Origin of the sequence: Xanthomonas sp. NCPPB 1638 (assembly GCF_041475635.2) — a bacterium.
Lineage (GTDB): Bacteria > Pseudomonadota > Gammaproteobacteria > Xanthomonadales > Xanthomonadaceae > Xanthomonas > Xanthomonas cucurbitae.
The window spans coordinates 273,611-293,120 of the sequence record NZ_CM192984.1 but is presented as its reverse complement, the minus strand read 5'-3'; the positions used below and the strand labels follow the sequence as shown (position 1 = coordinate 293,120).

7 protein-coding genes and 2 pseudogenes are annotated in these 19,510 nt (G+C 70.0%); all 9 read right to left on the bottom strand.

Annotation, left to right across the window (positions count from 1 at the left end; all coding sequences use genetic code 11):
- Positions 1-2 precede the first annotated feature (2 nt).
- Positions 3-6,290, bottom strand: coding sequence for a beta strand repeat-containing protein (locus tag ACCQ13_RS01190; protein WP_223214387.1), 6,288 nt, complete (start codon positions 6,288-6,290; stop codon positions 3-5).
- Positions 6,291-6,301: 11 nt separating this feature from the next.
- Positions 6,302-7,984 carry a ShlB/FhaC/HecB family hemolysin secretion/activation protein gene (locus ACCQ13_RS01185; protein ID WP_159406480.1) on the bottom strand — a complete coding sequence of 561 codons (1,683 nt, stop codon included), beginning with the start codon at positions 7,982-7,984 and terminating at the stop codon, positions 6,302-6,304.
- Complete coding sequence (locus ACCQ13_RS01180) at positions 7,981-8,424, bottom strand: hypothetical protein (RefSeq protein ID WP_104604200.1); 444 nt, start codon at positions 8,422-8,424, stop codon at positions 7,981-7,983. Before ACCQ13_RS01180 ends, ACCQ13_RS01185 begins: the two co-directional genes overlap by 4 nt.
- A pseudogene (locus tag ACCQ13_RS01175) lies at positions 8,421-12,098 on the bottom strand (protein kinase domain-containing protein). Before ACCQ13_RS01175 ends, ACCQ13_RS01180 begins: the two are co-directional and overlap by 4 nt.
- 4 nt (positions 12,099-12,102) lie before the next feature.
- Positions 12,103-12,819, bottom strand: coding sequence for a PP2C family protein-serine/threonine phosphatase (locus tag ACCQ13_RS01170; protein ID WP_104604213.1), 717 nt, complete (start codon positions 12,817-12,819; stop codon positions 12,103-12,105).
- Entirely contained in the window at positions 12,816-13,391 is a 576-nt protein-coding gene (gene tagF / locus ACCQ13_RS01165) for a type VI secretion system-associated protein TagF (protein WP_159406479.1), read from the bottom strand. The genes ACCQ13_RS01170 and tagF overlap by 4 nt, the downstream gene beginning before the upstream one ends.
- On the bottom strand, positions 13,388-16,915 hold the full coding sequence (gene tssM / locus ACCQ13_RS01160; RefSeq protein WP_159406478.1) for a type VI secretion system membrane subunit TssM: 3,528 nt from the start codon (positions 16,913-16,915) through the stop codon (positions 13,388-13,390). Before tssM ends, tagF begins: the two co-directional genes overlap by 4 nt.
- Positions 16,912-18,185 (bottom strand): annotated as a pseudogene (gene icmH, locus ACCQ13_RS01155) (type IVB secretion system protein IcmH/DotU). The gene tssM and the pseudogene icmH overlap by 4 nt, the downstream one beginning before the upstream one ends.
- Positions 18,167-19,501 (bottom strand): type VI secretion system baseplate subunit TssK, encoded by a 1,335-nt coding sequence (gene tssK, locus ACCQ13_RS01150; RefSeq protein ID WP_159406476.1) that lies wholly within the window; start codon positions 19,499-19,501, stop codon positions 18,167-18,169. The pseudogene icmH and the gene tssK overlap by 19 nt, the downstream one beginning before the upstream one ends.
- Between the last annotated feature and the right edge of the window lie 9 nt (positions 19,502-19,510).

The following is a 19,510-nucleotide window of genomic DNA, read 5'->3' as shown; positions in this document are numbered from 1 at the left end:
GATTACTGGGGGGTACAGACCGCGTCCGGGTCGCCGGCATCGCAGGCCGGCTGCTGGTCGTCGGGCAGGCGCAGGCCGGGGCGAACCAGGCCGAACGCGCGATACGGCGTCCCGGAGCTGGACAGATCAACAAAGGCGATGGTGCGGTTGGCCGAACTCTGCGCGCGACTGGCGAACGCAGAGGCCGGCACGTTGAAGCTGGAGCCGCCGCTCAGGTCCAGCAGGCCGCCAGCGGCGGTGGTGGCGTCGAAGTAGGCCGGTGGCGCGCCCACCATGCCGATGGTCTGCGACCCGCTGCCGATGAGGTAGATCGGGTCCTGCTGGGTGCCGATGCGGCCGGTGGCCGAGAAGCTGCCGGTGCCATCGCGCAGGGTGGCGCGGCCTTCCTGCAACAGATCGCCGCGCACCGACAGGAACAAGGCGCTGTTGCCGGCATCCACGCTGTAGACGCTGCCGTTGGCCCGCACCAGGGTGAGGGTGCCGGCGTTGGTCAGGCTGAAACCATTGCCGGCCGTGAAGTCGCCCAGGCGCACCACGCGGTTGTCGATGAAGGTGGCCGCATCGCCCAGCATGACCGGACCACCGGCACTGCCACTGAGCAGGTTGGTACCCAGCGTACTGCCGGCGCGCTGGTCAATGCCCGCTGTGGCCTGCAGCCAGGTGCTGGCACCGCTGAGCTGTCCATCCAGCAGCAACACCGCGCCACTGCCCAGCCGCAACAACGTGCCGCCATCCACGCGCCCGCTGACCTGCAGCGTGGTGGCGCTGAACACGTCCAGCCCCTGCGCGCTGACATCGGCCAAGGTGCCGATGCTGTTGCCGGCACCGGCGAGCGTGGCCGCACCGGCGGCGCTGCCGTTGAGCTGGCCGACACGCAGGCTGCCAGCGCGCTGGGTGATCGCACCGCCGCTATGCAGGCTGAGCGTGCCGGCCGTGGCGACATCGTGGCCGAGCAGCATGGCACCGCCGCTGGTCAACGCCACGGTGTTGCCGGTGATCGCGCCACTGCTGGACAGCTGTCCGCCGGCCTGCAGGTCCACCGCACCGCTGGATTGCACGGCGGCGGCCAGGGCGTTGCGATCGGCCAGGGCGATGCTGCCGCCGCTGGCCTGCACACTCCCCTGGAAATCGTTGCCGGCGTCGGTGAGCACGATGGCACCGGTGCCGGCGTCGAGCAGGCTGTTGCCGAGGACGGTCAAGGCGCCCTGCTGGGTGATATCGGCGCCGGTTGCGGCCGGGCGCGCGATGGCCTGCGCGGTGACCCTGCCATTGTCGCTACCCGCAGCGGTGCCGCTACGCGCCAGCAGCGTGCCGCCGATGCGGCCCTGGCCCAGGTTCAGGCCGGCACCGCTGGCCGCATCCAGCGCGCCCACGTCCAGGTTGCCCAGTGTCAGTGCGTTGCGATCGCGCACGCGGGTATCGCCGCCGCTCAGGCTGAGGATGGATTGGAAATCATTGCCCGTATCGGCCAGCGCGATGGTTGCGCCGGCGCTATTGATGCGGCTGGCACCGGTGACGGTCAGCGCGCCGGTCTGGCTCACCGCACCGCCGTTGCTGGTGGCATCCAGATCGCCGTTGACCAGGCCAAAACCCAGGTTCAATGCACCGTTGCTGGTGACATTCAATGCGCCGGTGTCGAGTGCATCCAGGCTGAGCGCATTGGCATCGCGCACCCGCGTGGCGCCGCCGGTCAGGGCAAGCCCTCCCTGGAAATCGTTGCCCGCCGCATCCAGCACGATCGCGCCGCTGCCGGCATCCACCACGCTGTTGCCGGCGACCTGCAGCGTGCCCGCGCCCTGGGTGATGGCGGCGTTGGTGCTGCGCAGGCTCAGCGTGCCGCCGGCGGTGATGCCCTCGCCCAGTGCAATCCCGTTGGCACCGCTGAGCTGCACATCGCCACCGCGCACGGCGTGCGTGGTGGTGAGGACAGCGCCGCGCGCCGTGAGGCTGAGCGCGCCGGTACCGACATCGATCGCACTGGCAGGCAGCTGCAAGGCACCGCCGGCATCCAGCGAGACCGAGGCGTTGCCGCTGCTCTGCAAGGACGCCATCTGCAGGTCGTTGCGATCCACCAACGCGATGCCGGAGGCGATCGCGTTCACTGCACCGGCGAAATCGTTGCCGGCGTCGTCCAGCGCGATGGCACCACTGACAGCATTGAGCGTGCTGGTGCCGTTGACGCGCAGTGCGCCTGCCTGGGTGATGCGGCCGCCGTTGCTGGTGGCGGTCAACGCGCCATCGACGCGGCCCTGGCCCAGATTCAGTGCGCCGTTGCTGGCGATGGTGAGTGCACCGGTGTCCAGCGTGCCCAGGGTGAGCGCGGAGCCGGCCGTGAGCTGGGTCGCGCCACCGGTGAGGCTCACCGTGCCTGCGAAAGCATTGTTGCCGGTCAGCGTGATAGTGCCGGCGTCGGCACCGAGGCTGCCGGTGCTGCTATCGAGGGTGGTCGCGCCGCCCACGCTGAGCGCACCGCGTTGCACGATGTCGCCGCCGTTGCTGATGGCCGTCAGTGCACCGTCGCTGCGACCGCTACCCAGGCTGAGCGTGTCCTTCACCGTCGCGTCCAGGGCACGTTCGTTGCTGGTTGCGCGCAGGCTGGTCACCGCAAAGGTCTCCAGGCTGAGTGCATTGCGATCGACGATCTGGCTCGCACCACCGACAAGGCGCACTCCGCCCTGGAAGTCGTTGAACCGGTGGGTGAGCGTGATCGTTCCGGTACCGGCATCGATCATGCTGTCGCCACCCACCCCAATCGAAAAGGCCTGGCCGATCGCGCCGCCATTGCTGGTTGCACGCAAATCGCCACGCACGCCGGCCATTCCCAGGTCCAGCGCACCGGTGCTGGTCACCGTGAGGCGATCGGCGCCAACGTTGCCCAGCGTCAATGCATTACGGTCCACCAGCGTCACACCTTGTGAGAACACCGATAGCGCGCCGACGAAATCGTTGCCGACGTTGTCCAACCTGACGTCACCGGCGTTCGCTTCGATGACGCTGCTGCCTGAGACCACCAGTGGCCCCGTCTGCGACACCGAGCCGAACACGCTGCTCGCCGCCAGCGTACCGACCGTACCCTTGCCGAGATTGAGCGCACCCACCGTCGAGACATGCAGCTCTCCGACGTTGAGCATGCCCAGCGTCAGTGGCGTAGCGGTACCAATCCGCGCCGCTGCCGCGTTGAGCGTGAGCTTGCCCGCCAGATCGTTGGCTGGATCGTTCAAGAAGATGGCGCCCGCGCCTGCGTCAAGCACAGCGTCACCAAGGACACGGAGCGAGCCGCCCTGCCTGATCGCACCGCCATTGCTGCGCGCCGACAGCGTGCCGGCGACGACGCCAACCCCCAGATTCAGATCGCCCTGGCTGGTGGCCTGCAGCGTGGAGGTGTCCAGCCGCCCCAGCGTCAATGCAGTGGCATCGGCAATCCCCACCGCGCCACCACGCAGCGAGACGGTTCCAGCGAAGTCGTTGCCTGGCGCTGTCAATGCAATGGTGCCCGCACCCGCATCGAACGAGGCATCGCCAGACACCGACAACGTGCCTGTCTGTGCGATGGCACCGTTGGCGACGGCGGCGATGCTGCCCATGCGCGAGGTTGCCAGCGACAGCGCATGGGCATCGCGCAGTTGTACCGCACCGGCGGCCACGGCCACGGTGCCGCCGAAGTCGTTTCCGGCCTGGTTCAAGGTGACCGCGCCGGCGCCGGCGTCGATCACGCTGTTGCCGGCGATGACCAGTGCACCGGCCTGCCCGATGGCAGCACCGTTGCTGACCGCCAGCAGGCTGCCCGCACTGCCCTGGCCCAGATCCAGCTGCCCATGGCTGGTGACGTCGAGCGCGCCGGTGACGAACCGCTCCAGGGTGAGCAGGTTGGAATCCACGATCTGCGCGTTGCCCGCCGCCAGGGTGAGCGCACCGCGGAAATCATTGCCGTCGGAGTTCAGCACGAGCGCGCCGCTGCCGGCATCGACCGTACTGGTGCCAGTGACCAGCAACGCACCGGTCTGCGTCACGGCCCCGCCGTTGCTGGTGGCGACCAAGATGCCATCGATCGTGCCGCTGCCCAGGTTCAATGCGCCGTTGCTGGTGGCGGTGAGGTTGCCGGTGTTGAGCGTGCCCAGCGTCAACGCATTGCGGTCGTTGATGTTGGTGAGGCCGCCGCTGAGCGTGACGGCCTGCTGGAAGTCGTTGTTGCCGGTCAAGCTGATGGCGGCGGTGCCGGCGTTTGCACTGGTCGTCTCGCGCACCAGCAATTGGCCGGCGGTCTGCTCGATCGCGGCATTGGCCGTGCGCAGGGTCAAGGTGTTGTTGGCGGTGATGTCGTGCGCAAGCGTCAGCCCGTCGCGGGCGTCGAGCACGACATTGCCGCCGCTGAGGGCACCCTGGGTGGCCAGTGGACCGGCGTTTGCGGTCAGGGTCAGTCCACCGGTGCCGGCGGTGATCGCCGATGTCGGTAGCGTGATCGCCTGCGCGTTCAACACGATGTTGCCGCTGGTGTTGCCGGCGATCGAGGAGACCGTCAGCGTGTTGCGGTCGGTGAGGGCGATGCCGTTGCCGGTGGCGCCGACGGCGCCCTGGAACTCGTTGTCGGCATTCTCCAGCGTGATGCCAGCGCTGCCGGCATTCAACGTGCTGTTGCCGGTCACGGTCAGGCCGTTGGCCTGGGTGATTGCGCCATTGTTGCTGGTGGCGGCCAGCGTACCAGTGATGGTGCCGCTGCCCAGGTTCAATGCGCCGTTACTGGTGGCGGTGAGGTTGCCGGTGTTGAGCGTGCCCAGTGTCAGCGCATTGCCATCGGCGATGCTGGTGAGGCCGCCGGTCAGCGCGACGGACTGCTGGAAGTCGTTGTTGCCGGTGGTCAGCGTGATCGCGCCACTGCCGGCATTGAGGCTACTTGCACCGGTCACGGTCAGGCCGTTGGCCTGGGTGATCGCACCGTTGTTGCTGGTGGCGGTCAGCGTGCCGGTGATGGTGCCGCTGCCCAGGTTCAACGCGCCAGTGCTGGCGGCGGTCAGGTTCCCGGTGGTCAGTTCGCCCAGCGTCAGCGCATTGCCATCGGTGATGCTGGTGGCACCGGCCTTGATGTTCACCGCTTTGACGAAGTCGTTGCTCGTAGTGTTCAGGGTGAGCGCATGGGACCCGAGCGCGAACGTACTGATCCCCTTCACCTGGAGGGCGGTGCCCTGACCGAGATCGCGCGCATTGGTCAGGCTCAGATCGCCGTCTATGAAGCCATTGATCTTGGCGATCTTGTTCTCGCCGGTGAGCAGCAGGTTTTTGCTGACGCTGGCAAACAGGTCGCCGGCGGTCAGGGTGCCGGTTTGCTGCACGCTGCCCTCAGTGATATAGCTGATCGAGCCGCTGCCGACATTGATGCTGCCGCTGCCACCAATCGATGTTTCAGTGCTGCCATTGGCAACCAACGAGACATTGCCGTCCCTTCCGACATCGGACAGCGAAACAGCGCTGATGATGCCGCTGTTGTTGACGAGCTGGTTGAACAGCGCTCTGGCGGCGCTGGCCTGCAAGGTGATGGTACCGCCGGGTGCGATCAGACTGTCGGTGTTGTTCGCCGCCGCTCCGCCTAGCTGGCTTTGCAACCCTGTCTCGATGACGACGCCGAAACCGCCACTTTCGAAATTGAGCGTGGCGCGGTTGGCGCCGGCCAGTGTGATGTTGCCCGCCGTGGCGGTGATGGTGCCGTTGTTGACGACCTGGCCACCGATCAGGTTGACCGAGCCTGCCGCCGCAGTGATGGTGCCGTTGTTGGAGACGAACGAAGTGCCGCCGCCGGCATCGAGCGTGTTGCCGTTGTTCATGAAATCGGCCGCGCTCATACCCAGGCTGCTGGCCACCAGGCCGCCGACATTGACCTGCGCGCCAGGGCCGAACAGCACGCCATTGCTATTGACCAGGAACACCTGCCCGTTGGCGTTGAGTTTGCCAAAGATCTGGCTGGCCGAACTGCCGCCAATCAAATTGAGCACCACCGCAGCGCTGGAGGGCTGGTCGAACCGCAGCGTGGCATCCGCGCCGAGGTTGAAGGAGGACCAGGTCAATGCCATCCGGTCCGAGGTCTGGGTGATGACCTGGCTGGCGCCGGTAGGTACCGGGAGGGCGCCGGTGCCACCGACAATGCTGCCGTTGGTCGGCAGCTGAGTACTGGCAACCTGCGCGGCGGCAGGCGCACTGAGTGTGAGCGCGGCGGCCAGCGCCAGCGCCAGCGGGGAGCGCGGCGGCAGCGCACCAGGGGAACGGGCGGCAGCGGTCGCGGCGGTGTGGTTGGCGTGCATGCGCAGATCCCTCAGAAAGTGAAGCCGAAACGCGTGTAGATACGGGCGTCGTCGCGACCATCGGAGGCGTTGCGGCGTCCGGTCGGCAGGGCGGCGGTGAGGCGCCATTCGAAATTGGCGTACTGCGGCAGGCGGAAGGTGAAACCCACACCGGCGGCGTCGAAGGTCGCCGGCGCGGCTATCCCGTTGGACGCGTACACGCGGGCGTGGTCGGCGAACACGTCCAGCTCCAGCAGCTCGCGCCACGGGCGGCCGTTGAACGGCGAGGCGACATCGGCAAAACCCGGCGCATCGACGTGGTATTCCAACCCGGTGTAATAACCACGGTCGCCCAACGCATCGGAGACCGGATAGGACCGCATGCTGTCCGGGCCACCGACGGCGAATTGCTCCAGCGGCGCCAGGGTGTTGTCGCTGTATTGGCCGCTGACCTTGAAATACAGGCGCTGGGTGCGGGTGAGGTACTGCAGGCGGGTGTAGGACAGCCGCGCCAGGGTGAAATGGCTGTCGCGATCGGGGGTGACCAGGTCCGGGTCGGCCGAGTCGTCGCGCAAGGCCTGGCGCACGCTGAGCTGCAACAGGTCCACCCCGCGCCAGCGCAGGTCGGTGCGGCGCAGCGAGGCGCCGAGTTCGGCCACGTCGAAGGACTGGTCCGAGAGCCGGGTGCCGGCCGCTTCGAGCCGCGAGGTTTCGCGCAGGTAGCGCGCCGATGCCTGCAGCTGCAGCAGATCCTGGTTGATGAATTTCCAGTCGGCGCCGGCATACACCACGGCTGTCGGTCCCCTGAGGCCAAGCCGGGCGAACAGGCCGTTGCGCACTTCCAGCTCGCTGCGGCTGGCGCCGACCACCGCACTCAGGCCGGACACCTGGCTGATCGGCAAGGCGTATGACAACGCGCCGATCTGGCTTTGCCGCGGCGACAGCGAATAGGCGTAATTGGCCGCGAACACATCGCCCAGGCCGAGCGGGCTGTTCCAGGTGATGCCCACCTGGGCGCGATAACGGCCGGTGAGTTCGGTACCGTAGTTGTTGCCGCCCAGGCTGATCGTGTACGGGCGCGCGGCTTCGCTGGCGACCAGCACCACGTCGGTCTCGCCAGCGTTCTGGCCAGGCTGCAGCACCGAGGACAACGACACGCCGGGCAGGTCGCGCGTGTACAGCAAGGCGGTGTCCACGTCCTGCTTGCGCAGCGGGCGGCCCTGCAGCTGGCGCAAGGGCGCCGACAACGCGGTGCCACGATAACGCGCCGCGCCCTGCACGGTGATCTGGCCGATCCGTCCTTCGAGCATGCGGATCTCGATGAGGCGGTCCGCGCCCGGGGTTTGCGCCGGCAGGTAGGCGGTGCTGACGATGAAGCCGGCGCTGCGATAGGCCTGGGTCACGGTGTCGGCCACCGCCTGCAGCTGGTCGAAGCGCAACGCCACTTCCGGCTGGCCCTGCGCCAGCGCGGCGAAGGCGGCATCGGCCACGGCCTGGATGCGCGCCGGGTCGATACCGGCGTCGGGGTAGTTGCCGACCTCGCGCACGCGGAAGCCGCGTACCGGCAGGGTTGCTGCGGCATCGCCGCGATCCTTCATGGCCGGCAGTGCGGCACCGCTGCCGGCAACCGGTGCTACGGAATCCTGCTGTCCATGCGCCCAGCTGGGACCGGGCAGCAGCAGGCACGCAGACACCGCCGCGGCCAGACACGTCATACGCATTCGTCACTTACCCCTGAAAACATCCGTTGTCGCGCATGCCCGACGGCGTCGGCTGCGCATGCGGCAGTCTCGAGACCCGGGTGATGTTCGGCGGGCGGGCACTCACTCCTGACTGAACGTCGGTCGAACCCCAACGCACCTTCACGGAATATTAGCAATATTAATGCAACGACGGTCACTGTTACGACGATTGCCACGTTACGACGACGGCGCTGGCTGAACCGGTTCGCTTGCCGGGGTGGGCGGGCGTAGGGGTCGGCCGGCCGCAGCGGCGGGTTGCGCAAGGTAGCGCCCTGCGCCTGCCGCGCGGCCTCCAGCACGCTGCGGCGGCGTGCGCGGTACTGCGCGCGGTCGAGCTGGCCGTGCTGATGCGCCTGCGCCAGGGCCTGCAGTTGCGCGTTGGCCGCGTGCTGCGTGGTGCCGTCGTGGCTCATGGCAATTCCCGCAGCACGCGAAAGCCCACATCCGGCTGCGCCGAGCCGTTGTCGCTACGGCTGGCCTGCACGGTGCAGTCGGATCAGTAGCTGGCAAAGCTGCCGCCGCGCGCCTGCACCCCGGCGCCAGTGGAGACCCATTCCCAGACATTGCCGGTGAGGTTGATGAGGCCCCAGGGGTTGGCGTCGCGCCCGCGTGCGGAGACCGGCGCGCGCACGGTGTCGCTGGCGCTGGCGGTGGGCGGCACGCAGTTGCTGTCTTCGGCCTGCCGCCAGTTGGCCCCGGCCTGCGCGGCATGCAGCCATTCGGCATCGCTGGGCAGGCGGTAGCGCCAGCCGCCGCTGCCGATGGTCAGCCAGCGCAGGTAGGCGCGGGCCTGGCTCAGGCTGATGTTGCGCACCGGCGCGCGGGCCAGCTCGGGGGTGCTGGCGGCCTGCGCGGTACAGCGGCCGGTGGCCTGGCAGAACAGGTTGAAGTCGGCCACCGCCACCTCGCCGCGCGATAGCGCATACGGCTTGCCGCCATCGCGGCCGGGCACCACCACCAGCATCGGCCCGCAGGTGTCGCCCAGGGTGTCGAAACAGGCCGCGCCACGGCCTGGCAGGCCGGCGCCGCCGCAGGGGTCCGGCCCGGTGGGCACCGGCGGCAGGCTGGCTTCGTCGTCCAGGCCGGCCGGCGCCGCAGCCGTGCCAGGCGCGCGCGGGATGGGCGCGGCGACGCCCGGTTGGGCGCCGGGTTTGCCACGCGCCGGCCTGGCCGGGGCAGCCGCCGCCGGGTCGCTGGCACTGCCGGTCGGCACGCTGTCCGGCACGGGTGCGTCGCTGGCGGGCGCGCCTTGCAAACGGGCGGACAGCGTGCCCTCGGGCAGTTGCCCGGCGGCCTTCATCTGCGCTTCCAGCTGCGCCATGGCCGTGGCATCGCTGCGATACAGCGCCTGCAGGCGCTGGCCCAGTGGCCGACGCTCGGCGGCCGGCAGGTCGCCGGCCGCCATCACGGCGGCCACCACCGCATAGCGTTCCTGCGCCTGGCGCAGCTCGGCGCGCTGGCCCACCCGCTGCTGGGCCTGGGCCAGCAAGTCGGCGGCCTGGGCATAGCGGCCCTTGGCGAAGGCGTCGTCGGCGGTGTTGCGGTACACCTGCGCCAGCAACTGCGGGCCTTCGCTGCGCAGCAGCGGGTGGTCCGGCTGCAGGCTGCGGATGCGCGCCAGCGCATCGGCGGTCTTGCCCAGATCGTTGGCGGCCGCGGCACGCCGCAGCGATTCCACCCGCCCGGCCAGTTCGGCCTCGGCGCTTTCGCGGGCCAGTGCCTGTTGCAGTTGCTGCTGCAGGGTCTGCAGGCGCGTGCGCTGGGCCAGCAAGGCGCCCGACTGCGGGACCAGGTCCAGGCCGAACGCCACCAGCGCCTGCGCGCCGGCCAGTTGCGCCGGATCGGCCTGCGCGGCCACCACGCCGGCGATGGCCTCGGCCACGGCGCTGCGCTGCGTGCTGCGCTCGGCCGGCGGCAACGCGGCCAGCGCGGCGGCCACGCGATCGCGCCAGGCCGGGTCGGTTGCCGGCTGTGCCAGGGCGGCTGCCAGCGCCTGGCGTGCGCCTGCGGCATCGAGCGGCGCGGTGGCGCGTGGGCGGCGCGCCTGCTGTTCGGCCACCTGCACCTCGGCGCTGCGCAACTGCAGGCGCAGCGCGTCCGGGAAGGCGGCGCGGGCCTGGTCGATCTGGTTGCGCGCGGTGGCCAGTTGCCCGGCAGCCACCGCCTGCGCGATGGCCTCGTCCAGCCGCACTTCCAGCGCCGAATGGCGCAGCAGGCTGCTCTGCGGATCGATGCGGCGCACCTGGTCCAGCGTGGCCAGCGCGTTGTCGGGTTGGCTGCGGAACAGCAGCCCGGCGTCGAGCTGGCGATTGAGCGCGGTGTCGAGCGCGTTGAGCCGTTCGTTCTTCTCGCGTTCCATGGTCTGGCGGCGCGCATCCAGCGACGGCGAGTACAGCCGCAGCCGGTCGCGCAGCGCAAAGACCTGCAATGCGCCGCGATAGTCGTCGCGGCCGTTGCCCGGATTCCATAGCGCATCCAGGCGACGCAGCAGGAAATCCTCGATCAGGTCGCTGCGGTCGGTGAGCAGGCGGCGGCGGTCGTCCGGCTCCAGGCTGGACAGCGCCTGCATGGCCTGGGTTTCGTCGCGATAGCGCTGCGGATCCTGCGCGCCGAAGCGGGCGATCACCTCGGCCAAATGTTGCTGATGCAGATAGCGGTGGATGCCCCAGCCGCCCGTGCCCACCACCGCCAGTGCGGCGGCGCCGTAGCCGAGCAACGGCAGCGCGCGTTCGCGCAGTGGGACCTGGCGCAGGCCATCGAGCAACTGCTCCACCCGCTTCAGGCGATGCGTGGCCGGAAACGCCACCGCCGCGCACAGCGTGGCGTACTGGCGCCGGGTCAGGCCAGGCACCGGCAGCGGGCGGCGGCCTTCGCGCAGGGCTACCTCGGCACTGAGCTTGTCGAACGGGTGCTTACCGGTGAGCAGCTCGAAACACACGCAGCCCAGCGCGTACAGATCGTCGGCCGGTGTCGGCGCCTGGCCGCGGATCATCTCCAGGCTGGCATAGGCCGGGGTCAGCGCGCCGAGCGTGGCGGCGTCGAACACGGTCTGCTCGCCGGCCACGTCGGCGGCGTGTTTGCCGGCGCGTGCGATGCCGAAGTCGAACACCTTGGCCACGTTCTCGCGGGTGACCATCACGTTGCCGGGCTTGAAGTCCGAATGCACCACACCGGCCGCATGCGCGCGGATCAGCGCGCGGCCCATGCCCTCGATCAGCGGCCAGGCCTGCTTGAGCGGCATGCCGCTGTAGGCCTGCTCGCGGATCAGGGTCTTCAGGTCGCAGCCGTCGATGTACTCCATGGTCATGAAGACCAGGGTGCGGTCCTTGTCGAAGTCGTACACGCGCACGATGTGGTCGTGCGCCAGCTTCTGCGAGCGGCGCGCTTCGCGTTGCAGCGCCACCAGCGCATCGGGATGGCGGCGGAATTCGTCGCTGAGCACCTTCACCGCCAGCCACGGGTCGCGGTCGCGCGCTTCCACCTTGCGTTCGTCGCGTGCCAGATACACCACGCCCATGCCGCCACGCCCGAGTTCGCGTTCCAGCAGGAAGCGGCCCTTGAGCAGGCTGCCGACGCTGGCGTGATCGCCGCCGGCCGCGTCGGCCAGTTGCTGCCAGCTGGACAGGCTGGCGGTGCCGGCCGTGCCGGTGCCAGTCCCAGTGCCGGTCTGGGTACCCAGACCGGTCTGCGTGCCCAGCCCCAGGCTGGTGAGGCTGGGCGCATCGCCGGGCAGCGGCTGCGCCGGTTGCACGCGGGTGATGTCCTCGTCGAGCACGCGCACGGCATCGCGGCGCGGCATCACCACGGTGGCGTCGTCGTCGATCGGCGTGGCTGGGGACGGCGGCGCTGCGGCGATGGGAGCGGCGGCGGCGCGCAAGGCATCCAGCCGGCGCACCAGGGTGGTGACGGTGGCATCGTCCAGCAGCTGCTGGCGCTGCAGCTGCCACAGCGTTTCCACGCCATCGCGGTATTCGGCGTCCAGCATCGCCGCGCGCCTGCCCAGCGCGGCCAGCACGGCCTCCAGGTCCAGCGCGCCGCGGCGCATGGCGGTGACCAGTTCGGTCACGGTGGCGGTGTCTTGGTGCATGCGGTCACTCCTGCAGGCTGACGACGACGGCGGTGACGTTGTCGCGCGCCGCCCTGCCCATCGCCAGTTCGAACAAGCGCGCCAGCAGCGCGCGTGGATCGCCGAAGCGGTGGCATTCGGCATCCAGCTCCGGGTCGGGGATTTCCTTGTTGATGCCGTCGCTGCACAACACGAACTGCGTGCCGGGCAGGCTGGGGGTGAGCACCCAATCGACAAACAACGGTTCCTGCGCGCCCACCGCACGGGTGAGCACACCGGCTGCGGCGGCGGCGGCCTGGGCGCTGCCGAACTGGGTCACGTCCTCGCGCACACCGTGCACGTGGTCGCGGGTGAGCTGGCGCAGCGGGCCGGCGTGGCGGGCGTAGATGCGGCTGTCGCCGACCCAGCCGCACAGCATGAAATCCGGGTCGTGCACCAGCACCACCACGGTGGTGGCGATCATGTCCACGCGGCGCTGCCGCGCGGCGTGCAGCAACTCGGCGTTGATCTGCGCCAGGGTGTCGTCGATGGCGTCCAGGAAGTCGCACAGGTCCGGCGGGCGCACCAGGGCGCCCAGCCGCTGCACCAGCAACTGGCTGGCGTAATCGCCGGCGCTGTGGCCGCCCAGGCCATCGGCCACCACCCACAGCCCGGCCTCCTCGCGCACCAGCAGCGCGTCTTCGTTGAGGCGGCGCACCTTGCCCGTTTCGGTATGTCCGGCCGAGCGGTAGGGCGCGCTCATCGGGTCACCTCGGTGATGTCCTGTTCGGCCAGCAGCCAGTCCAGATAGCGTTCGGCGGCGGGCAGCCCGTGCAGCGACTGGGCGGTCTCGCCTGGACGCCACCACAGCGCGTGACCCGGCGCAGGCGCCGGTGCGGTGGAGGGCGTGGCCGGTAGCGCGAGCGCGCACACGGCGGTCTCGAAACCGGCCGCGTTGGTGCGTGCGCGCAAGGCGCGGCCCAGGCAGGCGGCCAACGCGCCGAACCACGCCGGCGCCGGCAGGCACGCGTGCGCCCACGGCATCGCCAGGGTCAGCGGGAAGCACCGCCCCACCCGGTCTTCGCCCGGGCCGAGCACGCCGGCCCAGGCCTGCGGCCCGCATACGCCCGGCCCCAGCGCGAACGCACGCACGCCACTGCTGCGGTAGGCGGCGGGCCAACGCTCGCCCAGCGGCTGGCGAACCGCCTCCAGGCAGGCGGCCAAATGCGCGTCCCAGGGCTGCACGAAGCCGGGCGGCAGGCGCCGCTGCACGAAGTCGCCCACGCCGGGCAACTTGCCGTAGAAGCCGATCTGGTCGGTGGCCGACATGCTCAACCGCCGCACGCAAACTGCTGGACGTCGCTGTCCAGGAACGGGTGCCGCAGGTTGCCTGCGCGCAGCGGCACCTGCACGTCGTGGCCGCCGAGCGCGAAACGGGCGACGAAGCGCAGGTCGGAGGAATTTTCCAGATGCGCGTCCTGTAGCGCGCGAAACAGCGCCCAGTCGCCCTGGTAATCGAGCTTGCCCAGCGCCACGCCGTCGGCACCGAAGGCCGTGATCGAGACATGCCCCGGCACCGGGCCGGGCCAGGTCATCGGCATGCTCTGCGCGGCACCGGGCTGGTAGTCGTAGCGCTGGCCGTCGATCTCCAGCGTGAGCCGGGCGACGCCCTCGCCCAGCGTGGGCGCCAGCACGGTGAAGCCCACCTGCGGGGCCGGCCCGCCGCGGAAATACTTCTGCCGGATACGCTGCGCCAGTTGCAGTTGCGCCGGCAAACCGGGAGCGCCGACCACCGCATCGGGGCCGTCCTTCCAGCGCCAATGCGCCGCCTGGGTGTCCAGCAGGGCCTGTACGGTGCCGGTGTACAGCGCATCCAGGCGCCCGCCGCTGCCGAACAGTTCGCCAAAATTCTGCAGCGGAATCTCCACCTGCGCGGCCGGGTCGAACGGGTAGCGGCCGCGCACGAACTCGCTGCACACCTCGCCCACCGACTGGCGCACCTGTGCATCCAGCGCCGCACGCGCGCCCTGGGTCATCAAGGTGGCGCTGCTGCCGGCCAGGCTCTGCAGCCAGCCGGTCACCGGCGGCGGCAGCTGCGCCATTTCCTGCCGCGCCAGTGCCAGTTGCGCATTGGCCGCCGCAGCATCGCCACCGCCTTGCGAGACCACCAGCAACTGCTTGCCGAGTTGATCGAGCACGCGCAGCAGCTGGTCCAGCGGCGTGCTGCCGGACGCACCGGCCGCCAGTGCATTGAGGGCCAGGAAATGCTCGCTGATCGCTGCCCCAGGCACGGATGCGGTGGCGGCCGCAGGATCGGGCGGGGTCGCCAGCGCGGCGCGCATCGCTGCCCCACCCGGCAGCTTGGCCGCTGCGCTGCCGGCGGCGGCGGCGGCCTTGCCGGCCACCGCAGAGGCAGCGCGCTGGGCCGCATCCGGCGGTGGGGCGCGGTCCATCGCCTGGGTGTGGTCGCCGACCACGCCCAGCAGCAGCCGCAGCGGTGAACTGGGGCCGGCCAGCTTGGCGGCGGTGGCGCTGGCGGCGGCCAGATCGGCGGCCGGGCGCAATTGCAGATCGGCCAGCAATCCATCCCAGTAGCGGAGGTAGTCGGCCTCGTAGCGCTGGCCGACCTGGCGCGTCAGCGCGGCGCGGGCGTCCGCATCCAGCGGCGCGCCGCCGAACACCCAATCGTCGCGCCCGAAGCGTTCCACCGCCTGGCCGATGCCGTCGCGCTGCAGGGCCGCGAACACCGGTTGGGTATACAGCGCCGGCACCGGCGTGGACAACGGCGTGCCGCTGCGGCGCTCGAAGGTATCGGCGAGCAGGCCCAGTGACGTGTCCAGCCGCAGCGGCGTACCGGGCGGCGGGGTGAGCAGCAGGTTGCCGTAGATCAGCGTGGACAGATCGGCCGCCTGCAGGCTGGCTTGCGCCTGCGCAATGCGCTGCCCATCCAGCGACAGCGCGCGTACGCGCGTGGGCGTGTCCAGCAAGGCCTGCAGTTGTGCGACCAGTGCCTGCTGCTGCGCCGGATCGCGCGGGAACAGCTTGCCGGCCTCGATCGCTGCCAGCGCGCTGAGCTGGGCCGGATCCAGGTGCTGCGGCTGGCCCAGCATCAGATAGCCCTTGAGCGTGTAGTACAGCGCCTGCGGCGCCTGCGCGTTGTCGACCAGCCCATCGCGCAAGCGCACCGCCAGCGCCGGCAGCAGCGTGGCATTGAGCTGGCGCAGATAGCCGGCCTGCAGCGCATCGCCGAGCGCGCCGCCCTGGAACAGGCCCATGCGCAGCGCCCACGGCGCACCCTGCCGGTACTGCTGCGCCACCTGCACCACCGCGTGCGTGGCGGCCGCCTGCTGCAGCGTGCGCGTCACGTACTCGGGCATGCGGGTGGCGGCATTGGGGTCGGGCACCGCCGGGCGTGCATCCAGCGCCTGCTGCACCTGCGCCAGATAGGCGCGGTTGCCGAGGTAACTGGCGCTCAATCCGGCCAATAGCGCCGCCGTCAGCACGCCCACGCTGGCATAGGCGGCGGCCTGCAGCCAGGCCATGCGGCGTTGCCGCGATGGCGGCGTGTTGGCCAACCCGGATTCGCGCAATACCACCTCGCGCAACAGCCGTTCGACGAAGAAGGTGCGGCGCTGCGCGCCTGGCGCATGCACGCGCGCGTCGTCCACGCCGAAGGTGCGTGCCACCGCGCCCATCATGCGATCGATCGGCGTGCCTTCCTGGGTGCCGGAGGTGAAGTACACCCCGCGCAACAACGGCGCCGGCCCGTAGGCATTACCGGCGAAACTGCCTTCGACAAACTGCCGCGCGCGCTCGCCCAAGGCGGCCAGCTGCTGCGGAAACGCCAGGATCGCCGCGCGCCGCAGCCGGTCGCGTTCCAGGTTCAGGCGCTCGAACAGGCGTGCGCTCAGCTGCTGCTGCAGCAGATTGAATTCGTCGGCGAAACGGCGCGCCGCCTGGCCTTCCAGGGTCTGCGCCAGCGCGAACGTCATGCCCCATACCTGGCTGCGCTGGGCAGGGCTCAGATCGTCGAAGAACTCGCCAAAGCCGCCGACCAGATCGCACTTGGTGAAGATCAGATACACCGGCACGCTGGCCTGCAGGTGGTCGGCCAGTTCGTCCAGGCGGCGGCGGATCGCCTGCATGTGGGTGTCGCGCTCACCATCGTCGAGCAGCAGCAGGTCGGACATGCTCATGGTCACCAGCACGCCATTGAGCGGCCGGCGCGGGCGATGCCGGCGCAGCAGGCGCAGAAAGTCGCGCCAGGCACCGGCATCCACCGCCTGATCGGAATCCTGCGTGGTGTACCGGCCGGCGGTGTCCAGGAACACCGCTTCGTCGGTGAACCACCATTCGCAATCGCGGGTGCCGCCCACCCCGCGCAGCGCGGCATCGCCCATGCGCGCGGCCAACGGAAACTGCAGACCGGAATGCTGCAGCAAGGTGCTCTTGCCCGAGCCGGGCGGGCCGATCAGCGCATACCACGGCAAGCTGTACAGATCGCCGCCGCGGCGCTTGCGCAGCAGCGCAATGGCCTGCTGGAAGCGCGCCTGCAGGTGTGCGCGTTCCTGGCCGCTGCGCAGTTCGCGGTCGTCGTCGCGACCGGGCGCGGCCAAGGCGCTGGACAACCGCGCCGCACGCCGCTGCGCCTGCCAGCGGCGCAACGCCAGCACGCCAATCCACAGCGCGATCACCAGCACGATCGCCAACGCGCGCGCAGCCACCCCGGCCAACGGGTTCCAGCCAGCGATCGCCACGTAGGGACCGCCCACCCACAACAGCACCGCGAGCAGGCTCAGTGCCAGCACGCTCACCACCACGGTGGCGCTCAGCGTGGACAACAGCGTCTTCATCGTCATTCCCCCGGCTGAAACAGGATGTCCACGCGGCGGTTGCGCGCGCGATTGGCCGGCAAGTGCGGCGGTCGTACCAGCGGTTGCGAATCACCCGCGCCCAGCGCTTCCACCCGCCCCGGCGTGGCCAGCTGCGCGCGCAGCAATTGCGCCACCGCCTGCGCACGCGCCGCCGACAAGGCGTAGTTGTCGGCAAACCGCAGCGAGCGCACCGGCACGTCGTCGGTGTGCCCGACCACGATCACCCGCCCCGGCAATTGATCGATCGCCGCGGCAACCTGCGCGATCAGGCCGCGCTGATCCGGCTCCACGTCCACATCGCCGGAGGCGAACATCGCCGCGCTGCTCAGGCGCACGCGGGTCTGGCCATCGGGCTGCTCGTCCACCTGCAACAAGCCCTCGCCTTCGGGCGCGGCCAGCAGCTGCTTGAGCCGCAGCGGTGGTGGCGGCAACAGACTGGCGTCCGGCGGCGTGGCCGGCGCAAGCCCCCACTGCGCCGCCTGCGCGCTGATCGGCGCAGCCAGGGTACTCAGGCGTGTCTGGAACCACACGAAGGCCACCACCAGCACGCTCAGCCCCAACAGCGCGGCGGCCCACAGCGGCAGCAAGCGGCCCAGCCGCCGGCGGTCTTCCACGCCGCGCCAGCGCGGCGCCAGGCTGTCCGGGGCGGGGCCGCGCTCGGCGCGGATGCGGCGGTACAGATCGTCCTGGATCTCGCCCAGCCGGGCCAGGCCACCGGCCTCGATCTGGTAACGGCCCGCAAAGCCCAACGCCAGGCACAGGTACATCAGCTCGATCAGATCCAGATGCCGCCGCACATCGGCGCACAACCGCTCCAGGATCTGGAAGAACTTGGCCCCGCCATACGACTCGCTGTGGAAGACCACCAGCAGCGTTTTCTGCGACCAACCGCTGCGCTCGCCCCAGGGTGCATTGAGCACCGCCTCATCGAGCAGGGCGCACAACACGTAGCGTGCGGCGGTGATCGCCTCCACCGGCGCGCCACCCTGGCGGGCACGCTGTTCGAAGCGGCGGATCTGCGCCATCACCTGCTCGCGCAGGCGCGCCACGTCGGGCAACTGCGCGCTGTGGCGCAGCTGCACCGCTAGCAGCAGCAAGGGCGTGGCCGCCTGCACCAGCGGGTTGACGCTGCGCCCCAGCAATTCGCTGATGTCGGTGTCTTCGGCGGCGATGGCTTCTGCCGGCAACGGCGCGGCAGCGATCAGGTCGCGTTCGGCAAGCGGATGGCTCATGCGCTCAGCTCCGGATCGCCCACAATTGCAAGTCCAGCCCGGCGAATTCGCTGCCGAAGTGGAAGGCAATGCCGCCGGAGGTCTTCAAGGTGCGCCACAGCGCGGCGCTCTTGTCGAACTCGAAGTACAGGTAGCCGGCGTGATAAGGAATCTGCCGCGGCGCCACCGGCATCGGGTTGGCCGCGATGCCCGGCAACTGCAGGTTGACCAGGTCGCGGATCTGCTCCACCGGGCCGATCTTGGCGTGCGCCGGCAGCAGGCGGCGTAACTCTTCGCTGGGCATCTCGGCCTTGGCAGCCAGCACGAAGGCGGCGCTGTCCAGCAGCGTGGGGTCCGGCACCATCGCCACCCACACGCCGAACTTGCGCGCCTGCATCGGCAACGGCGTGGCGGTCTGTTCGAGCACCGCGCTCAGGCTGCTGCGCAACGCGCCGATCAGCGGCTCGAAGCTCTCTTGCTGCGTCTCATGCCGGTACACCGGCGATGCCGGCGGGCGCTTGCCCGGCGCGGTGAAGGTGCTCAGCTCGCCGGCCAGCGCCAGCAAGGCGCGGAACAATTCTTCCGGATGCGCCAGCGGTGCGGCGGCCCAGTGCGCGATCTGCGGTTGCCAACGGTTGACCAGCTGCAGCAGCAGGAAATCGGCGATATCGGCCGCGCCACCGCGATCGGTGAGCGTCATCCGCGCGGCCAGGGCTTCGCCACGCTGGTGCAGCAGCCCGAGTAGTTCGGTCAGGAAGGTGGTCAGCCGTGGCGCGGCCTGGCACACCATCGCGCTGGGAATGAAGTGCGGGTCCAGCACTACCTGGCGATCGGCGCGCGTTTCGATGATACGCGCCACCGCAATGCGGTCCAGCCCTTCCAGTGGCTGCGATTGCGGTAGCAGCCGCGTGCTCAGGCCGCCCACTTCCATCAGCACGGCCTCGGCGGTGCTACCGGACGCATCGCCGCTTTCGGTTTCGCGCACGCGGTAGCGGAACAACTGATCGGCCGGCGATTCCGGGCGCCCCAGCTCCGGCTGCGCCGGCACCTTCAGCGGCAGGGTGAGATAGACGATCTGGTCGCGGCAGTTAGGCTCCACCTCCATGGCCACCGGCAACGGATCGTCGCCCGGCATCGCGAACGGCGTGCCATCGGCAAACACCCCGCGTGCCCGGCGCAGCCCCAGTTTGCCCACTGCCAGCAGATCGGTTTCCCATTCCAGTTCGCTTACGCCCCAGGCATGCGGCCGCAGCCGCGCCGCACGCAGATCGACATAGCGCTCCAGGTAGCGTTCCTGCTGCTGCAGATGCTGCGGGCGCAGAAACAAGCCCTCGCTCCACACGACCTTGTTGTTGCGCATGATCCACTC

Excerpts from the sequence above, each read along its gene's own strand:
- ACCQ13_RS01190 (WP_223214387.1), bottom strand. The coding sequence starts at position 6,290 with ATGCACGCCAACCACACCGCCGCGACCGCTGCCGCCCGTTCCCCTGGT.
- ACCQ13_RS01185 (WP_159406480.1), bottom strand. The coding sequence starts at position 7,984 with ATGACGTGTCTGGCCGCGGCGGTGTCTGCGTGCCTGCTGCTGCCCGGT.
- ACCQ13_RS01180 (WP_104604200.1), bottom strand. The coding sequence starts at position 8,424 with ATGAGCCACGACGGCACCACGCAGCACGCGGCCAACGCGCAACTGCAG.
- ACCQ13_RS01170 (WP_104604213.1), bottom strand. The coding sequence starts at position 12,819 with ATGAGCGCGCCCTACCGCTCGGCCGGACATACCGAAACGGGCAAGGTG.
- tssM (WP_159406478.1), bottom strand. The coding sequence starts at position 16,915 with ATGACGATGAAGACGCTGTTGTCCACGCTGAGCGCCACCGTGGTGGTG.
- tssK (WP_159406476.1), bottom strand. The coding sequence starts at position 19,501 with ATGCGCAACAACAAGGTCGTGTGGAGCGAGGGCTTGTTTCTGCGCCCG.